This window comes from Bradyrhizobium sp. USDA 3240, assembly GCF_054063295.1.
Genome location: NZ_JBSSGD010000002.1, coordinates 822880 through 835606 on the forward strand (window position 1 = coordinate 822880; position 12727 = coordinate 835606).

The 12727-nt window shown below is 63.8% G+C and carries 20 protein-coding genes; 8 read left to right on the forward strand and 12 right to left on the reverse strand.

The window, feature by feature from the left end; all coding sequences use genetic code 11:
- Nucleotides 1–63: 63 nt before the first annotated feature.
- The 6 genes from ACVIGA_RS04515 (at nt 64) to ACVIGA_RS04540 (ending at nt 2509) form a co-directional block, all read left to right on the forward strand.
- Complete coding sequence (locus ACVIGA_RS04515; RefSeq protein WP_456665449.1) at nt 64–249, forward strand: hypothetical protein; 186 nt, start codon at nt 64–66, stop codon at nt 247–249.
- Entirely contained in the window at nt 246–551 is a 306-nt protein-coding gene (locus ACVIGA_RS04520) for a hypothetical protein (protein WP_456665450.1), read from the forward strand. Before ACVIGA_RS04515 ends, ACVIGA_RS04520 begins: the two co-directional genes overlap by 4 nt.
- 391 nt (nt 552–942) lie before the next feature.
- Complete coding sequence (locus ACVIGA_RS04525; protein ID WP_212309787.1) at nt 943–1131, forward strand: hypothetical protein; 189 nt, start codon at nt 943–945, stop codon at nt 1129–1131.
- A gap of 86 nt (nt 1132–1217) precedes the next feature.
- Nucleotides 1218–1397: a hypothetical protein gene (locus tag ACVIGA_RS04530; protein WP_212309788.1), complete on the forward strand. Its 180-nt coding sequence runs from the start codon at nt 1218–1220 to the stop codon at nt 1395–1397.
- Between the two features lie 183 nt (nt 1398–1580).
- The gene (locus tag ACVIGA_RS04535; RefSeq protein ID WP_456665451.1) at nt 1581–1811 is read left to right on the forward strand and encodes a hypothetical protein; all 231 of its coding nucleotides are present in this window, start codon (nt 1581–1583) and stop codon (nt 1809–1811) included.
- 134 nt (nt 1812–1945) lie between these two features.
- Nucleotides 1946–2509 carry a hypothetical protein gene (locus ACVIGA_RS04540; RefSeq protein ID WP_456665452.1) on the forward strand — a complete coding sequence of 188 codons (564 nt, stop codon included), beginning with the start codon at nt 1946–1948 and terminating at the stop codon, nt 2507–2509.
- Nucleotides 2510–2542: 33 nt separating this feature from the next.
- Here ACVIGA_RS04540 and ACVIGA_RS04545 read toward each other — a convergent pair whose 3' ends face one another.
- The 3 genes from ACVIGA_RS04545 to ACVIGA_RS04555 form a co-directional block, all read right to left on the reverse strand.
- Nucleotides 2543–3700 carry a DUF2652 domain-containing protein gene (locus tag ACVIGA_RS04545; RefSeq protein ID WP_456665453.1) on the reverse strand — a complete coding sequence of 386 codons (1158 nt, stop codon included), beginning with the start codon at nt 3698–3700 and terminating at the stop codon, nt 2543–2545.
- Between the two features lie 133 nt (nt 3701–3833).
- The gene (locus ACVIGA_RS04550; RefSeq protein WP_456665454.1) at nt 3834–4682 is read right to left on the reverse strand and encodes an alpha/beta fold hydrolase; all 849 of its coding nucleotides are present in this window, start codon (nt 4680–4682) and stop codon (nt 3834–3836) included.
- Nucleotides 4679–5047, reverse strand: a complete 369-nt coding sequence (locus tag ACVIGA_RS04555) for a hypothetical protein (RefSeq protein WP_456665455.1) — start codon at nt 5045–5047, stop codon at nt 4679–4681. Before ACVIGA_RS04555 ends, ACVIGA_RS04550 begins: the two co-directional genes overlap by 4 nt.
- Before the next feature lie 490 nt (nt 5048–5537).
- Here ACVIGA_RS04555 and ACVIGA_RS04560 point away from each other — a divergent pair, with 490 nt between their 5' ends.
- The gene (locus tag ACVIGA_RS04560) at nt 5538–5789 is read left to right on the forward strand and encodes a hypothetical protein (protein ID WP_375775363.1); all 252 of its coding nucleotides are present in this window, start codon (nt 5538–5540) and stop codon (nt 5787–5789) included.
- Between the two features lie 63 nt (nt 5790–5852).
- Here ACVIGA_RS04560 and ACVIGA_RS04565 read toward each other — a convergent pair whose 3' ends face one another.
- The 4 genes from ACVIGA_RS04565 to ACVIGA_RS04580 all read right to left on the reverse strand — a co-directional run bounded on the left by ACVIGA_RS04565 (nt 5853) and on the right by ACVIGA_RS04580 (nt 8264).
- A complete protein-coding gene (locus ACVIGA_RS04565; RefSeq protein ID WP_050402822.1) occupies nt 5853–6092 on the reverse strand; it encodes a DUF6719 family protein in 240 nt (79 codons plus the stop codon).
- Nucleotides 6093–6288: 196 nt separating this feature from the next.
- Nucleotides 6289–7005, reverse strand: a complete 717-nt coding sequence (locus ACVIGA_RS04570; RefSeq protein ID WP_223976564.1) for an outer membrane protein — start codon at nt 7003–7005, stop codon at nt 6289–6291.
- A 276-nt stretch (nt 7006–7281) separates the two neighbouring features.
- A complete protein-coding gene (locus ACVIGA_RS04575; protein ID WP_223976563.1) occupies nt 7282–7722 on the reverse strand; it encodes a hypothetical protein in 441 nt (146 codons plus the stop codon).
- A gap of 221 nt (nt 7723–7943) precedes the next feature.
- Nucleotides 7944–8264, reverse strand: coding sequence for a His-rich protein BRANT (locus ACVIGA_RS04580; RefSeq protein ID WP_223976561.1), 321 nt, complete (start codon nt 8262–8264; stop codon nt 7944–7946).
- A 287-nt stretch (nt 8265–8551) separates the two neighbouring features.
- Between ACVIGA_RS04580 and ACVIGA_RS04585 the strand changes: the two genes are divergently transcribed.
- Complete coding sequence (locus ACVIGA_RS04585; RefSeq protein ID WP_456665456.1) at nt 8552–9097, forward strand: tetratricopeptide repeat protein; 546 nt, start codon at nt 8552–8554, stop codon at nt 9095–9097.
- A 95-nt stretch (nt 9098–9192) separates the two neighbouring features.
- Here ACVIGA_RS04585 and ACVIGA_RS04590 read toward each other — a convergent pair whose 3' ends face one another.
- The 5 genes from ACVIGA_RS04590 to ACVIGA_RS04610 form a co-directional block, all read right to left on the reverse strand.
- Nucleotides 9193–9468 (reverse strand): hypothetical protein, encoded by a 276-nt coding sequence (locus ACVIGA_RS04590; protein ID WP_456665457.1) that lies wholly within the window; start codon nt 9466–9468, stop codon nt 9193–9195.
- A 139-nt stretch (nt 9469–9607) separates the two neighbouring features.
- Complete coding sequence (locus ACVIGA_RS04595) at nt 9608–10357, reverse strand: cation transporter (protein WP_456665458.1); 750 nt, start codon at nt 10355–10357, stop codon at nt 9608–9610.
- Nucleotides 10358–10522: 165 nt separating this feature from the next.
- Nucleotides 10523–10819, reverse strand: coding sequence for a copper-binding protein (locus ACVIGA_RS04600; RefSeq protein WP_456665459.1), 297 nt, complete (start codon nt 10817–10819; stop codon nt 10523–10525).
- Nucleotides 10820–10848: 29 nt separating this feature from the next.
- Nucleotides 10849–11310 (reverse strand): cupredoxin domain-containing protein, encoded by a 462-nt coding sequence (locus ACVIGA_RS04605; protein ID WP_456665460.1) that lies wholly within the window; start codon nt 11308–11310, stop codon nt 10849–10851.
- 55 nt (nt 11311–11365) lie between these two features.
- Entirely contained in the window at nt 11366–12721 is a 1356-nt protein-coding gene (locus ACVIGA_RS04610) for a multicopper oxidase family protein (RefSeq protein WP_456665461.1), read from the reverse strand.
- Nucleotides 12722–12727 lie beyond the last annotated feature (6 nt).

The following is a 12727-nucleotide window of genomic DNA, read 5'->3' on the forward strand; positions in this document are numbered from 1 at the left end:
GCTGCCTGGCAGAGTTGCCGAAGCTCACTTGTTTCACAATGGACACAGCCAAGCGCGGTTCCAATGATGAACTGGTCCTACTATCTCGTCGGCGTTGCTGTTGTCCTGCTGCTCGTCGCCTATCGCCTGCATGGCGGGCTGTACAGGAAAGATAAGCTGCGGGACGAGCGATTGAATCGGCTGATCGACGAACGCATCGATCGCCTGGACCTGAAGCGCGACAAGACGCACGAGCCGTCAGAGCTATGAAGACCGGCCGGTCAGCCACGTCGCGCGCAGATCATTCGGCCGAGATCGACCGTCGTCCGCAGCAGCCCCGCCAGCTCGTCGGAGAATACGGCAGCTCCGAACATGGCGAAGCGGGCTTTGACACCGGCGAACTGACCGCAGCACGGTTCTTCGACGCAGATGCCGACGCAGTCCGCTGCTGCAAATCTCTTGATGATCCCGTGAATGCCGACCGTGCCGCCGCCGGTGTTGCCTTCAAACCGAAGTGCCTGGGCATCGAGTCCTCCATCCATATCGACACGGCTTGCGCCGCGCATTGTTGAGCCAAGCCGAGCATGTATTCGCGGCTTAGTTAAAGAGCCTCGCTTGGATTACCCACAACGTTTCATGGAAGGCCGTAGTCTTCCGGGCTCCGTGAGAATTGGATGATATCCGTCATCTCACTATGTTTTGCGCGACGCAACTTGCAAACCTGCCGCTGGAAGCCAACGGCGGACCGTTCGCCAATTACGCTTCCGCTGGTCTCAAGCGCGCCTCGCGTGTCGGCGATCATCCAACCTAGCCGGTCGATATCGACAGCAGCCGGGAACAGCTGGACGCCCTGTCATTGGCAGGAATCGTGGGATCATCCCCGTAGCATCCCCCATCCCTTGCCTTGTTTCTGTCCTTGCAGCCCGAAACGCGGTATGCAGAATGTGGGATGGGACTCAGCCAATGACCTATTTGATCCTTGCCCGGGACGGCACCAGTCAAATCGTGCTGAAGCGCGACAGCGAAGACGCGGCCGAGAAGAAGGCGCGCGAGCTGAAGGAGATGGGTTGGTTCGAGGTCGAGGTCCGCGAGGACAAGGCCGGCCACCCGGTCACGGCTACGGTGACCGATCGGCCCAACACCCTTCAATAACGCTTCCCTTCAATGCCGCCTTCCCTTCCATGACGGCTTGATGAACCTTTGCCGGACGGCCCTTACACATGTGTGAGGAGCCTACGATGTCCGACACAGCCCATTATCGCTTCCAGTCCGATCAGGCGCGACGGCTGGCCCGCCAGGTCACCGACGCCGCAGTGCGCGAAAAGCTGCTCGAAATGGCCGAGGAGTATGGCCGCTATGCCGACCAGATCGAGGCCCGCAGCATCGAACCGGCACCCGCCCAGGCGATGGCTCACTAGGCTCAACCCGCCCGCTCCCGCCGGCACACCGGGCCGATCGCGGCGAGGAAGCACCTCGCGGGACCGACGATCCAAGCTTCCAGGTCTGCTCCTGACGCACTTTCTGAAGCCTGCCGCCAAACCGCGCGAAAGCGTCTGAGGATTTGTTCGGAACATTATGCCCCCTCACGCGATTTTCCCCGCATGAGGGTCCGCGAAACCAACCGCAATTTGATGCTTCTGGGCGGCTTCACGCTGCTGAGCGTGGCCGCTGCCGGCATCGTCGCCCTGCTCGATCCGTCCCCCGCGCCGACGAGCGCCGCGCCCCGGCCGGCCGCGAATCAGGCGCCGGCCCCAAGCCGGGCACTGGCCCAGACGCCGGTCCGGATCGTCGGTACCCCGTTCGTCCCGAACACCAATCCGCACCAGCGCTGACCCTCCTCGCGTACAGCTCACGTCACAATTTTGTCACCGTGCCTGCAAAACAGGCGTCTTCATCAACCATCATGATGGCGAGTGCTTGATTCCGCGGGGTTGCTCTGCTGCAATCCGCGCGCCCAAGGTGCGCCATGAAGTGGATGAAGGAACGCGATCTCCTGATCGCGCAGACAATGGCTTTCGTACAGTCGGTGAAGGGCAAGCTGCCCGACGCCGAGGAGCCGGCGCATGCCCCGCGGACCGCTGCGGCACCTGCCCCGCTGCCCGCCACCGCGGCGGCCGTGATCGAGGCAGCGTTTGACGCAGAGCTAGCCTTTGACGCAGAGCTAGCCTTTGACGCAAAGCCCGCCGTGGAGGCAAAGCCCGCCCTGGAGATCGAGCCTAAGGCCGAGGTCGAAAGGGTGGTCATGCCGCCGCCGCTGCCGGTGCCGACCGTGCTCGAAGGCCTGCCCCCCGCGCCGCCGCCTTTGACGGTGACCGTCGTCGAGGTCCCCCCGCCGCCGGCGCAGCCGCCGCAATTTGCCAAGCTCGACATCAGCGGCGACTTCGGATCCGAGGTGCGCGAGCGGGTGGCCAATTTCCGCGCGCAGCAGCAGCGTTTCCTCAGGGAGCGCGAGGAATATTGCACGACGACCATGGCCAAGGTCCGCGCCGCGATCCGCGACAACAGCGACCTGCCGCGCTCCGGCAAGTAACCGGCGCCCTCATCTCCAAACGTTCGCTGAGCTTCAGCCTCGCGCGCCCGATTTCACCGGCTCGGTCAGGAAGCGTCCGCTCGATCGCGTCGGTGCCGGCTCTTCCATGGCATCATCGGCAGGCTGCTGGTCTTCCAGCATCGATCGCAAGCCGGCCACCGCCTGGGTCATGCGCTCGGCGAATTTGGCCGCGGCGCCATCGAGGAATGCCCTGTCCTTCGGCTTCGGCTTGGCGATCCGCAGCTCGAAACGGGACGTTCCGCCCGGGCCGTCGAGAACGGCGCGGGTCATGATGATGCGCGGCGCTCCGGGCACCGGCAGCGTGATCCCGACCGTGAAGTAATCGTCCGGACGCCAGTCGAGCGTCTCCTCGACGTTGGTATGGTTGCCGTGCGCGCAATGGTTTTTGGTGCCGACACCGCGTCGCCCCTTGCCTGACTCCTCGATGATGTCGTCGGCGTCCCACCATTTCATCCATTGCCCGGGCACGGTGATGAACTCCCACACCGTTTGCCGCGGCGCGGCGATGTCGAACTCCAGGATCGCGTAGGCGTCTTCGCGCGTCACCTCCATCCGCGTTTGCGCGTCGTCCTGCTGCCACGCCGCTTCGAGATCGCGCGCCCACAGCGTCACGTCGCCGATGATGTCGATGGTTTCTTGATGCGGGATGAGACCTTGCGCCACCGGATCGACGCCCATGGCGCGGATCGCCGCGTCGCTGTAGAGCGCGTAGGCCCGCCCGCCGACTTTCTCGCCGACCGTATTCTTGAGCAGCCGGTGGACCAGGATGACGTCGCGCCCGGCGAGCTCTTCCCTGCCGCCCATCTTCTGCTTCACCATCTCGCCGTGATGGACGACGAACTTGAAATCGAGATCGCCCATCGCGACGCAGGCCTTGCACTCGCAGGTCGAGGCCTGGCGAACGTCACGCAGCCGCCGGCGGAATTTGAGATAGGCGCCCTCGATCGCGTCCTGCAGCAGCGAGCCGTCGATTGTCCCGGTCGAGTAGACGAAGGCGGCGTCGCCTTCGAACTTGGCGAGACGAAATGGCGGACGCAGCCCCTTCACCACCACGTCCATGAAATCGGCGATGATGTCCTGCGCATGGTCGAGCTCGACCGCCGCGAGGAAGTTGGTATAGCCGGAAATGTCGGCAATCGCGAAATATGCCGCTTCAGCCTTCGGAAGCATGGGGACCTCCCGCGTAACCTTTTCGTGTGATGACGCAGTCTGTCACACCGCGCCATACGAGGTCGAGAGCGGCGCTCCTTGTTCTGACGCGTTTTCTGAGCGCGAACCGGTACCCACTTCGCTTGAAAACGCTCTAGCGGCCGCCGATCTTCTGCAGCACCGGCAGCAGATGCTTCAAGAACTCGCTTGGGTTCTCGCTCATCGGGAAATGCCCGAGGCCTTTCATGATGGTGGCCTCACTGCCGGCAATGCTGTTCGCCACCGCCAGCGTCTCCTCCGGCGTGCAGGAATAGTCGTATTCGCCCGACAGCAGGAACAGCGGGCAGCGTCTGGTGTCGATCTCGGCTATGCGGGCGCGGATATCGCCGTCGATCTTGTAGAAATAGAGGTCGCCTTTGAACACGCCGGGGCCGCCCTGCATGTAGTGCCACAGCGTCTCCCACCGCTCCTTGTCGGGCGCGTCGGGGCCGACCAGACCCGAGACGATCGCGGCCGCGACCTCGCCGCCATGCACGTCCGGCCGGTGCAGGAAATTCAGGTCGTAATAGGGATCGACATGCGCGCCGGCCTGCAGGCCGATGATCGCACGGAAGCGTTCGGGATGCTCGAGCGCGAGATGCAGCGCGATCCGGCCGCCGATCGAGCAGCCGATCACGATCGGCCGGTCGAGCTCGAGCGCCTCCATCACGGCCAGGATCATCGCCGTGTATTGCGCCGAGGTGAGCTGGTATTCCTCGTCGTGCCAGCCCTGGGGCGGCGACGACTTGCCGTGCCAAGGCATGTCGAAGGCAATGACGCGATGGTTGCGCGTGACGCTGACATCGTTCATCAGGCCGCGATATTGCCGGCCGTCGGCGCCCGCAGTGTGCAGGCAGAGCAGCGGCGTGCCCTCGCCCGCCTCCTCGACATAGACGCGGTGCGGCCGGCCGAACAGCTCGAGCTGCATGTAGCGGCCGACGATCGGCTCGAATTTGGCGCTCATACGGCGGCTCCCTCGCGGCGCAGCTTGCCTAGCGCCTCCTTGAAGTAGCGCAGGTTGGCCATGAAGACCTGCAGCTCGCCCTCGGCCTTCAGTACGCGGCGCTTGATCAGCGCCATCAGGTCGTTGGAGCCCGGCGGCGGCCGCTTTTCGCAGAACCGGTCCCATTCCTCGTCCGAGGTGCGCAGCGCAAACGACGACGACGGCATCACGAACGGGCCCTTGGTCACCGCCACGATCCGGCCCTCATGGATCGCGATCAGCCAGGCGGCCTTGCCGATCTCGAGCAGGAAGGTCGTGGTGAGGTAGCGGCCGCGCCGCACGAGGCCGGCGTCGCCATTGACCCGTTCCTTCAGCATCTCGATCATGTCAGCTCCACCCCGATCGCGGCCCGTCCGCGCAGGCCGCAGCGGGCACTTGTTCTGCCGGCAATGATGGGAGAAATGGCGGGGCCGTCAATCGGTCGAGGCGTCGCGCGGCCACGGCGTTTTCGCGTGGGCCGCTACATACAGGTTTTGGCTAAAGCCAGATTTCCCTATAGCCACGACCAGACCAGCGCCACGTTGGCGGCGCAGGCTGCGAGCAGCACAACCGCAAGCGCGAGCTGTACGCGTTCGTAGGGGGGCTGGTGGATCGCTCTCATGACTCGGAACATCCGGCGATTCTACCCGAGGAGTCCCGGGGATTCTTTTTTCGGGGGTTTACCGCTCATTAAGGACTCAGGCCCCTCCGGCGAAAGGTCCGAAATGACTCATGTTTTCAGATGCCTCGCTCACGGTTCCGTGATCGGAACGGCGATCTGGCCTGAAACCCGGGACGGGCCTTGGCGTTGTTGTCGGTTGTTTGGGGAAACGACGAATGCCGTACGCGCTGTTCTATCAAGATGCCAAGCTGAGCAAGGCCTATCCGACTGAGGCCGACGTCTGGAAGCTTGCCCGGAAATCGGGCCTGGTGGTGGATGCCGTCTCCGAGGAGGAGAAGTCCTCGCCGCGCCCGGTGCTGGACAATGACTACGAGATCCGGCCGTGCCAGCCCGAGCCGAACGAGGACCCGGTCAAGAACAAGGCCGATGCCGATCGCGAGGCACGCCTGGAGCCGCGGTTGAACTGAGTGACAGTGGGTCGTCCGGTGCGCGGGGGCGGACCGGATGCCGATGCTGCCGTCGTGCTGCCGTTACGGCGTCGCCGTCGCCAGCGACGCCTGTTCGGCGGCGAGCGACACGCAGATTTTCCGCCGATGCAGACCGCGGATCGACCCGGTCACCTTGAGCACCTTGCCGGCCGTACAGGAGGCGTCCTGCACGAATACGACCTCATAAGGCGCAAGCGCCAAGGGTTCGGATTTGAGGATGGTCTGGGCAAAGCACGGCACAGAGACCGCAGAGATGATCAGCCCTAACGCAAAGCTACGCATGTTTGTTTGTCCACCAGCCCGGCGATCCCACAATAGCGCATCACGATGAAAGTTCCGTGCAATGCAGGAATTATTTTTTGCATTGCACGATCAGGCCTGAACATCGGGTGAATATGGGGCCCCGCGCACGGGGCAAGCCAACAAAAAAGGCCGCCCCGAGGGCCGGCCTTTCGATCTCGATGCGATGACGATGCAATCAGTAGCGGGAGCCCACCGGACCGCCCCAGCCGAAGCGGTAGTTGACCCCGAGCTTGACGGTGTGTTCGTCGTTCCGGAAGCTCGCGCCGACCACGTCGGCCGGACCGCTGGTGAAGGTGGTCTTGCCGAAATTGTAGTACTGGTACTCGGCCTTCGCCGACCAGTTCGGGGCGAACATGTATTCGAGGCCCGCGCCGACCGTGTAGCCGTCCTTGTGACCGCCATCGGTGGTGAAGGCCGCCGGCACGCCGCCGACCGCCGCCGTGATGTTGTTGTTGTCGCGCCAGGCGTAACCGCCCTTGGCGTAAAGCAGCGCCGGACCCCAGGTGTAGCCGAGACGGCCGGTCACCGAACCGAGCTGGTCGGTATTGCCGGTCACGACCGTTCCGGCGGGGAACGTCAGGCCATTGTTCGAGGAGCTCGGCAGCCAGGAGTACTGCGCCTCGATACCCATCACCCAATTGGGCGCGAACTGATAGTCGAAGCCGCCCTGCACGCCACCCATGAAGCGCGCGTCGCTGCCCATCAGATTGGTGCCGTCGGTGAACGCGCCGCCGACATGGCCGCCGATATAGAATCCGGTCCAGTTGTAGACGAGCGCCGGGGCGGTATAGGGCGGCGGTGCCTTGGTGTAGGTGCGGGCCGGCATGTCAGCCGCAAATGCCGGGCCCGCAAGGGCGGCCAGCGCGACTGTGCCGAGCAAAAACTTCCTCATCTTTGATCCCCGTTACGAACGCTGCGCTGTTAAGCCAAACAACGTGACGCCAATTAGGTTGCTTTGGGGCAATGCTGACCTGTGATGTTTCCGAGCTGTGACAGGGTCGCAACAACGCCCGTTTGTTCCTTGGCACAGAAGGGTTTTTTCACCGGTTAAGCAGCCGTATTTCGGCTGTATGTAAGTCGCAAACGGCTAAGGTGAAGTTCAGCCCTCCCCGAAAAGTGATCGGAGCTCGCTAACGATCCGGTGAGGCTTGCGACAACCCGCCGCGTGTCAGCGCGACATCTTTTCCAGATCGGGAAATGCCGCGTAGGACGCGCCGGCGCAGGCCTCGGCGGCATTGTCGAGGATGCGATCGAGCCGGCCGTCGACGAACAGGACGCCGCGCTCCCTGGCCGGGCGGTAATTGCCGTCGGTCTCCTTTGCGCTGTAGCGCAGGCAGACCACGTAGCGCAGCCGGCCGCCGACCGTGCGCTGCACCGGCTCGGCGATCCCGCCTTCGCGGACCCCGACCGGGTTGTTCAGATAGGTCCGCATGAAGGCCAGGATCTGGTCGCGGTACCGGTCCGGAAACGGCTGGTTGGCGACGCCGCGATCGTCGGTAAAGGTGGTCGAGCTGCCGCCGTCATCGCTGGTGAGGCAGCCGGCGAGCGGGATCGAGAGCAGCAGGATCGCCGCCAGTCTTGATGAAGTCCGCAAAGTCAGCTGTTTCATGTTGCCCCGGTTGCGTCTCATAAACCGCCAGGCGGGGAATTCGCAACTCGGTTGTTCCTGCCCGCAACGGCGCCGTCCGGGTCTGAACCGAGGCCCCGACGCACTCCGGCCCGCCGCCATTGGGGAAGCAATGGACGAGCGGGCCGGTTCTGCATCCCAAGGGCGCAGCGGGGCAATGTGGATCGAACGACGCCCTTCGGATCAGGTTCAGTCGCGCTTGATCAGCCGCGCTTGGCCGGCACGACGTGCTTGGTGGCGACCTTGGCGTGGACGTGCTTGGTCGCGTGCTTCGGCGCCTTCACCTTCAGCATGCCCATGTGCTTGTGGTGGCGGTGATGGCGATAGTGCTTGTGGTGCATCTTGGCGTTGGCGTTGCGCACCTTCGACGGCAGCTGCTCGCTCTTGATGACGGGAGCGGCCTTGGTCGCCGGAGCGGTCGTGGTCACCGGCGCCGGAGTTGCGGTCTTGCCGGCCTCAGCGGCGAGCGCGGGCGCTGCGATCACGGACATGGCGAGCAGCGCGGCGGAAATCGTCTTCAGCATGGTGGTCTCCTCTGCGGGATCGAGAGGTCTCCGGCCGGATGGTCGGCCTCACCGATCAATGCACGTGACCTTATGGGCTGCGCACTGAACCCGTTCTGAAGGGCATGGACGGACTTCATTCATGTGAATGACATCTTGGTCATGTTGGCCTGCCCCTGCCCGCCGATTGCAGGGATCACGCAATCGTGGCATCGGCCGGGAATGTTCTGCACCCTCGGGTGTTCAAGTCAGCAGGCTTGGGTGTAGGATTACCGAGCACGATCAGGAACGATCAGGAGCAACCAGGAATGAGCAGGACGACGAAGTTTTTGGGCCTCGCAGTGCTCTCGATGACCCTCGCCGCCGGGCCGGTCATCTCGGCCTACGCCGCAGGCGGCGACAATCCCTCCCCGCCGGCTTCCGACAGCGGCAGCAAGGGCAAGAAGGCGAAGAAGGACAAGAGCTCCGCGATCGACGATCAGAAGTTCTTGGCCGGCTATCACGCCGCCTATGCCACGATCTACGACAAGCACGACTATACCGTCGCGATCGAGCAGCTGAAGGCGCTCGGCCAGGATGACCGTGCCGACGTCGCCAACCTGATCGGCTATTCCTATCGCAAGCTCGGCGACTACAAGGTCTCGCAGGTCTGGTACGAGCGCGCGCTGAAGGCCGACCCGGCCCATGTGCGCACCTGGCAGTATTACGGCCTCTGGCAGGTCGAACAGGGCAACCGCGATCAGGCGCAATACCACCTGAACCGCATCGCCCAGCTCGCCGGCACCAGCAGCGACGAATATCGCTCGCTCGCCGCCGCACTGGAGAAGCCCCCGGGCACCGGCCTGGTTTACTGAGTTAAGGCAGCCGTTCAAACATCAAGCCGGCGTAGTCGCGACGACTGCGCCGGCTTTTTTGCTGATCCCTAGCCGCTGGATGGGTGGAGCGCAGCCTACGGGTAGTGCTCGAGGCGCCGGTCGGGCTTTTTCGGACGGCTCGCGCCGACCGTGCTGCCATCAGCGCTTTCCGCCGGCTTCGCCGGATGCGCGGCCTTCGCGATCGGTGGGCCGCTGTCGCCGGTCTGCTTGCCGGTGTTGATCGCCTGGCCGGTGGTGACATTGGCGGCCTGCCCGGCCCCCGCTGAGCCGGCCGACGGACCGGAGCTCTGCGCCAACACGGTTCCCGATAGCACCAGTGCCGCCATCAGTATTGCCGCGTTGATTGTCATGGAGGGCCTTCTGCGCACGAATGATGCACAGCAACGCGCCGCTGCCACGGTCGTTCCCCCGGGGCCATCATTTAAGGTAAATGCAAGGCGAATGCCCGCGCACGCCTCCGGCAGCAGCACACGGGCGGGTACGGCTCAATCAACCATGCGCCGCCGTCGGGCTGCGCAGCGCCGTCTCGCGATACTCGGCCCAGGCCTGCCGCAGGATTTGCACCGACGAGGTGAGGAATATCATCGCCATCACCGCGGCGACCGCGAGATCGGGCCAGGCGGTGGCGGTTCCCCACACGCCGAGCGCGGCCACCATCACGATGAGGTTTCCGATCGCATCGTTGCGCGAGCAGAGCCAGACCGAGCGGACATTGGCGTCGCCGTTCTTGTAGGGCAGCAGCAGCACAACGGACGACAGATTCGCCGCAAGCGCCAACGTCCCTATCGCGCCCATCACCTCGGCCTTCGGCACACCGAGAACGAGGGTTTGGTAGACCGTCGAGCCGACGACCCACAGCGCCATCAGGCTCAGCGAACCACCCTTCAGCAGCGCCGCCGACGCACGCATGCGCAGGCTCGCGCCGATCACCGCAAGGCTCAGTCCATAAGTGACGGTGTCGGCAAGGAAGTCGAGCGCATCCGCCTTGAGCGCCTGCGATCCGGCAAGCTGACCTGCGATCATCTCGGTCAGGAACATCGCGCCATTGATGGCAATGACGGTCCAGAGCACGCGCTTGTAGCGCGGATCGAGGCCGTCAAATACGGGAACGCCGCCCGAGCAGCCGCACGCATCAGCCGTGTGATGACGATCCGATGCCGGCGCGCCGGCCTTCGCCGGCAGTATCAGCTGCGGTGGCGCACAGCATTCAGACGTCTTCTGCTCGCAGCAATCGCTCATCGCTTGTCCTTCCAGACCACAGGATAAGGCCGCACGCATCACGCATTCAAGCCGATCCGCCTGGAACAGCTCTGCTTTGACGATGATGTCCCGCGATTGCTGGGGCTGCCGGCTGCATTTCAGCCGACAGCCCAATGTGCGCGGAGCGACGATACGCCTGTCGCCTCACTTCGCCTTCTGGATCGTGGTGACGGTGTAGCCGCCGTCGCCCTCCTGGGCTTCGAACTTGACCTTGTCGCCGACCTCGACCTGCTTGAGCAGCGCGGGATCCTTGACCCGGTAGACCATCGTCATCGGCTCATCCATGCCGAGGCTCTTGGCCGGGCCGTGCTTGAGCGTGATCTTGCCTGCGCCCTCGTCGATCTTCTTGACCTCGCCGTTGATATTAGCGGCCTGCGCGAAAGCGCTGCCCAATGTCAGCACCAGCGCAGCTACGGCTGCGATCCGGGTCATCCTGTTCATCGTTGTCGTCCTTTCTCTCGTTGTCGATTTCATTTCACGATGACGCGGCCGGTCATCCCGTAGTCGCGATGATCGGGGATCAGGCAGGAATATTCGAACGTTCCGGTCTTGGTGAACTTCCAGACGATCTCCGCGGTCTTCTTCGGCGCGAGGCGGACGCCGTTCGGATCGTCATGCTCCATATGCGGATGCTTCTTCATCACTTCGGCATGCTTCAGATTCTCCTCGGTGGTCGCGAGCAGGAATTCGTGATCCTCGGTGCCGGCATTCTTGATCATGAAGCGGATCTGTTCGCCGCGCTTGACCTCGATGCGGAACGGCGTGAACTCCATCTCCTTCATCTCGACCTCGACCGTGCGCGACGGCTTGCTGGGATCACCGGGCTCGCCGGCCGAATAGGATTGGTGACCGTGTTTTTCGTGACCGCGCGACGGCGCCGCGGTGATCGACAGCGCAACAAGGGCGATGCCGATAGTGGTGACGCGCTTCATTGGATTCTCCATTTTGTTTTTGATGATTGGTGTCGTGGGAAGGCGCGTTGATCCGCTACATCTTCATTCCCTTCATCGATGGCTTGGCTTTTCGCTCCGGAGCCGCCGGCGGCTGACGCGCGGGCTCTGCGGCGGGCGCGTCGACCTCGTAGGCAACGGTGCCCGGCGGATAGTTGTAGGGACCGGGGTCGGCGTAATCGTCGCGACCGAGACCCTCGCGGATCTTCATCACCGTGAACATGCCGCCCATCTCGATCGGCCCGAATTGTCCGGTCCCGGTCATCATCGGCAGCGTGTTGTCGGGCGCCGGCATCTCCATGTTGCCCATCGCCATGCCGGTCGATCCCATCACCATCGCGTCGGGCGCGAGCTTGCCGACCGCCTTCGCCAGATCCTGGCGCGACACACCGATGAAATTTCTGACGTCGTGGCCCATCGCATTCATGGTGTGGTGCGACTTGTGGCAGTGAAACGCCCAGTCGCCGGGATTATCGGCGAGCATGTCGAACGCCCTGACGGCGCCGACCGGCACGTCGGTCGTGGTCTCCGGATATTGCGCGCTCTGCGGCACCCAACCGCCGTCGGTGCAGGTCACTGCGAAATTGTGCCCATGCACATGGATCGGATGGTTGGTCATGGTCAGATTGCCGATCCGCACGCGGATCCGATCGCCGAGCCGGATCGGCATCGGATCGATGCCGGGATAGACGCGGCTGTTCCAGGTCCACATGTTGAAGTCGGTCATCTCGTTGACCTTCGGCAGATAGGTGCCGGGGTCGATCAGGTAGCTGCTCATGATGAAGACGAAGTCGCGGTCGACCGGACGGAACGCCGGATCGCGCGGATGCACGATGAACATCCCCATCATGCCCATCGCCATCTGCACCATCTCGTCGGAATGCGGGTGGTACATGAAGGTCCCGCTGTGCTTCAGCTCGAACTCGTAGACGAAGGTCTTGCCCGGCTTGATGTGCGGCTGGTTGAGGCCGCCGACGCCGTCCATACCTGACGGCACGATCATGCCGTGCCAGTGCACCGTGGTATGCTCGGGCAATTTGTTGGTGACGAAGATGCGGACCTTGTCGCCCTCGACCGCCTCGATGGTCGGTCCCGGCGCCTGGCCGTTATAGCCCCACAGATTGGCTTTCATGCCGTCGGCGAATTCGCGCACCACCGGCTCGGCGACGAGATGGAATTCCTTCCAGTCGCCGTTCATCCGCCACGGCAGCGACCAGCCGTTGAGCGTGACCACCGGCCGGTAGTCGGGCCCGCTGGTCGGATGCAGCGGCGGCTGCATCACCGCTTTGTCCATGGTCGGCGCTTCCGGAATCGCGGCGGCCTGCACGCGGCCGCTGACCGCGCTTGCCGTGACCAGCGCCGCGCTCTCCAGAAATCCTCGACGTGAAAACATCTACGT

Coding starts and splice junctions, on each gene's coding strand:
- ACVIGA_RS04515 (WP_456665449.1), top strand. CDS start 64: ATGATGAACTGGTCCTACTATCTCGTCGGCGTTGCTGTTGTCCTGCTG.
- ACVIGA_RS04520 (WP_456665450.1), top strand. CDS start 246: ATGAAGACCGGCCGGTCAGCCACGTCGCGCGCAGATCATTCGGCCGAG.
- ACVIGA_RS04525 (WP_212309787.1), top strand. CDS start 943: ATGACCTATTTGATCCTTGCCCGGGACGGCACCAGTCAAATCGTGCTG.
- ACVIGA_RS04530 (WP_212309788.1), top strand. CDS start 1,218: ATGTCCGACACAGCCCATTATCGCTTCCAGTCCGATCAGGCGCGACGG.
- ACVIGA_RS04535 (WP_456665451.1), top strand. CDS start 1,581: ATGAGGGTCCGCGAAACCAACCGCAATTTGATGCTTCTGGGCGGCTTC.
- ACVIGA_RS04540 (WP_456665452.1), top strand. CDS start 1,946: ATGAAGTGGATGAAGGAACGCGATCTCCTGATCGCGCAGACAATGGCT.
- ACVIGA_RS04545 (WP_456665453.1), bottom strand. CDS start 3,700: ATGCTTCCGAAGGCTGAAGCGGCATATTTCGCGATTGCCGACATTTCC.
- ACVIGA_RS04550 (WP_456665454.1), bottom strand. CDS start 4,682: ATGAGCGCCAAATTCGAGCCGATCGTCGGCCGCTACATGCAGCTCGAG.
- ACVIGA_RS04555 (WP_456665455.1), bottom strand. CDS start 5,047: ATGATCGAGATGCTGAAGGAACGGGTCAATGGCGACGCCGGCCTCGTG.
- ACVIGA_RS04560 (WP_375775363.1), top strand. CDS start 5,538: ATGCCGTACGCGCTGTTCTATCAAGATGCCAAGCTGAGCAAGGCCTAT.
- ACVIGA_RS04565 (WP_050402822.1), bottom strand. CDS start 6,092: ATGCGTAGCTTTGCGTTAGGGCTGATCATCTCTGCGGTCTCTGTGCCG.
- ACVIGA_RS04570 (WP_223976564.1), bottom strand. CDS start 7,005: ATGAGGAAGTTTTTGCTCGGCACAGTCGCGCTGGCCGCCCTTGCGGGC.
- ACVIGA_RS04575 (WP_223976563.1), bottom strand. CDS start 7,722: ATGAAACAGCTGACTTTGCGGACTTCATCAAGACTGGCGGCGATCCTG.
- ACVIGA_RS04580 (WP_223976561.1), bottom strand. CDS start 8,264: ATGCTGAAGACGATTTCCGCCGCGCTGCTCGCCATGTCCGTGATCGCA.
- ACVIGA_RS04585 (WP_456665456.1), top strand. CDS start 8,552: ATGAGCAGGACGACGAAGTTTTTGGGCCTCGCAGTGCTCTCGATGACC.
- ACVIGA_RS04590 (WP_456665457.1), bottom strand. CDS start 9,468: ATGACAATCAACGCGGCAATACTGATGGCGGCACTGGTGCTATCGGGA.
- ACVIGA_RS04595 (WP_456665458.1), bottom strand. CDS start 10,357: ATGAGCGATTGCTGCGAGCAGAAGACGTCTGAATGCTGTGCGCCACCG.
- ACVIGA_RS04600 (WP_456665459.1), bottom strand. CDS start 10,819: ATGAACAGGATGACCCGGATCGCAGCCGTAGCTGCGCTGGTGCTGACA.
- ACVIGA_RS04605 (WP_456665460.1), bottom strand. CDS start 11,310: ATGAAGCGCGTCACCACTATCGGCATCGCCCTTGTTGCGCTGTCGATC.
- ACVIGA_RS04610 (WP_456665461.1), bottom strand. CDS start 12,721: ATGTTTTCACGTCGAGGATTTCTGGAGAGCGCGGCGCTGGTCACGGCA.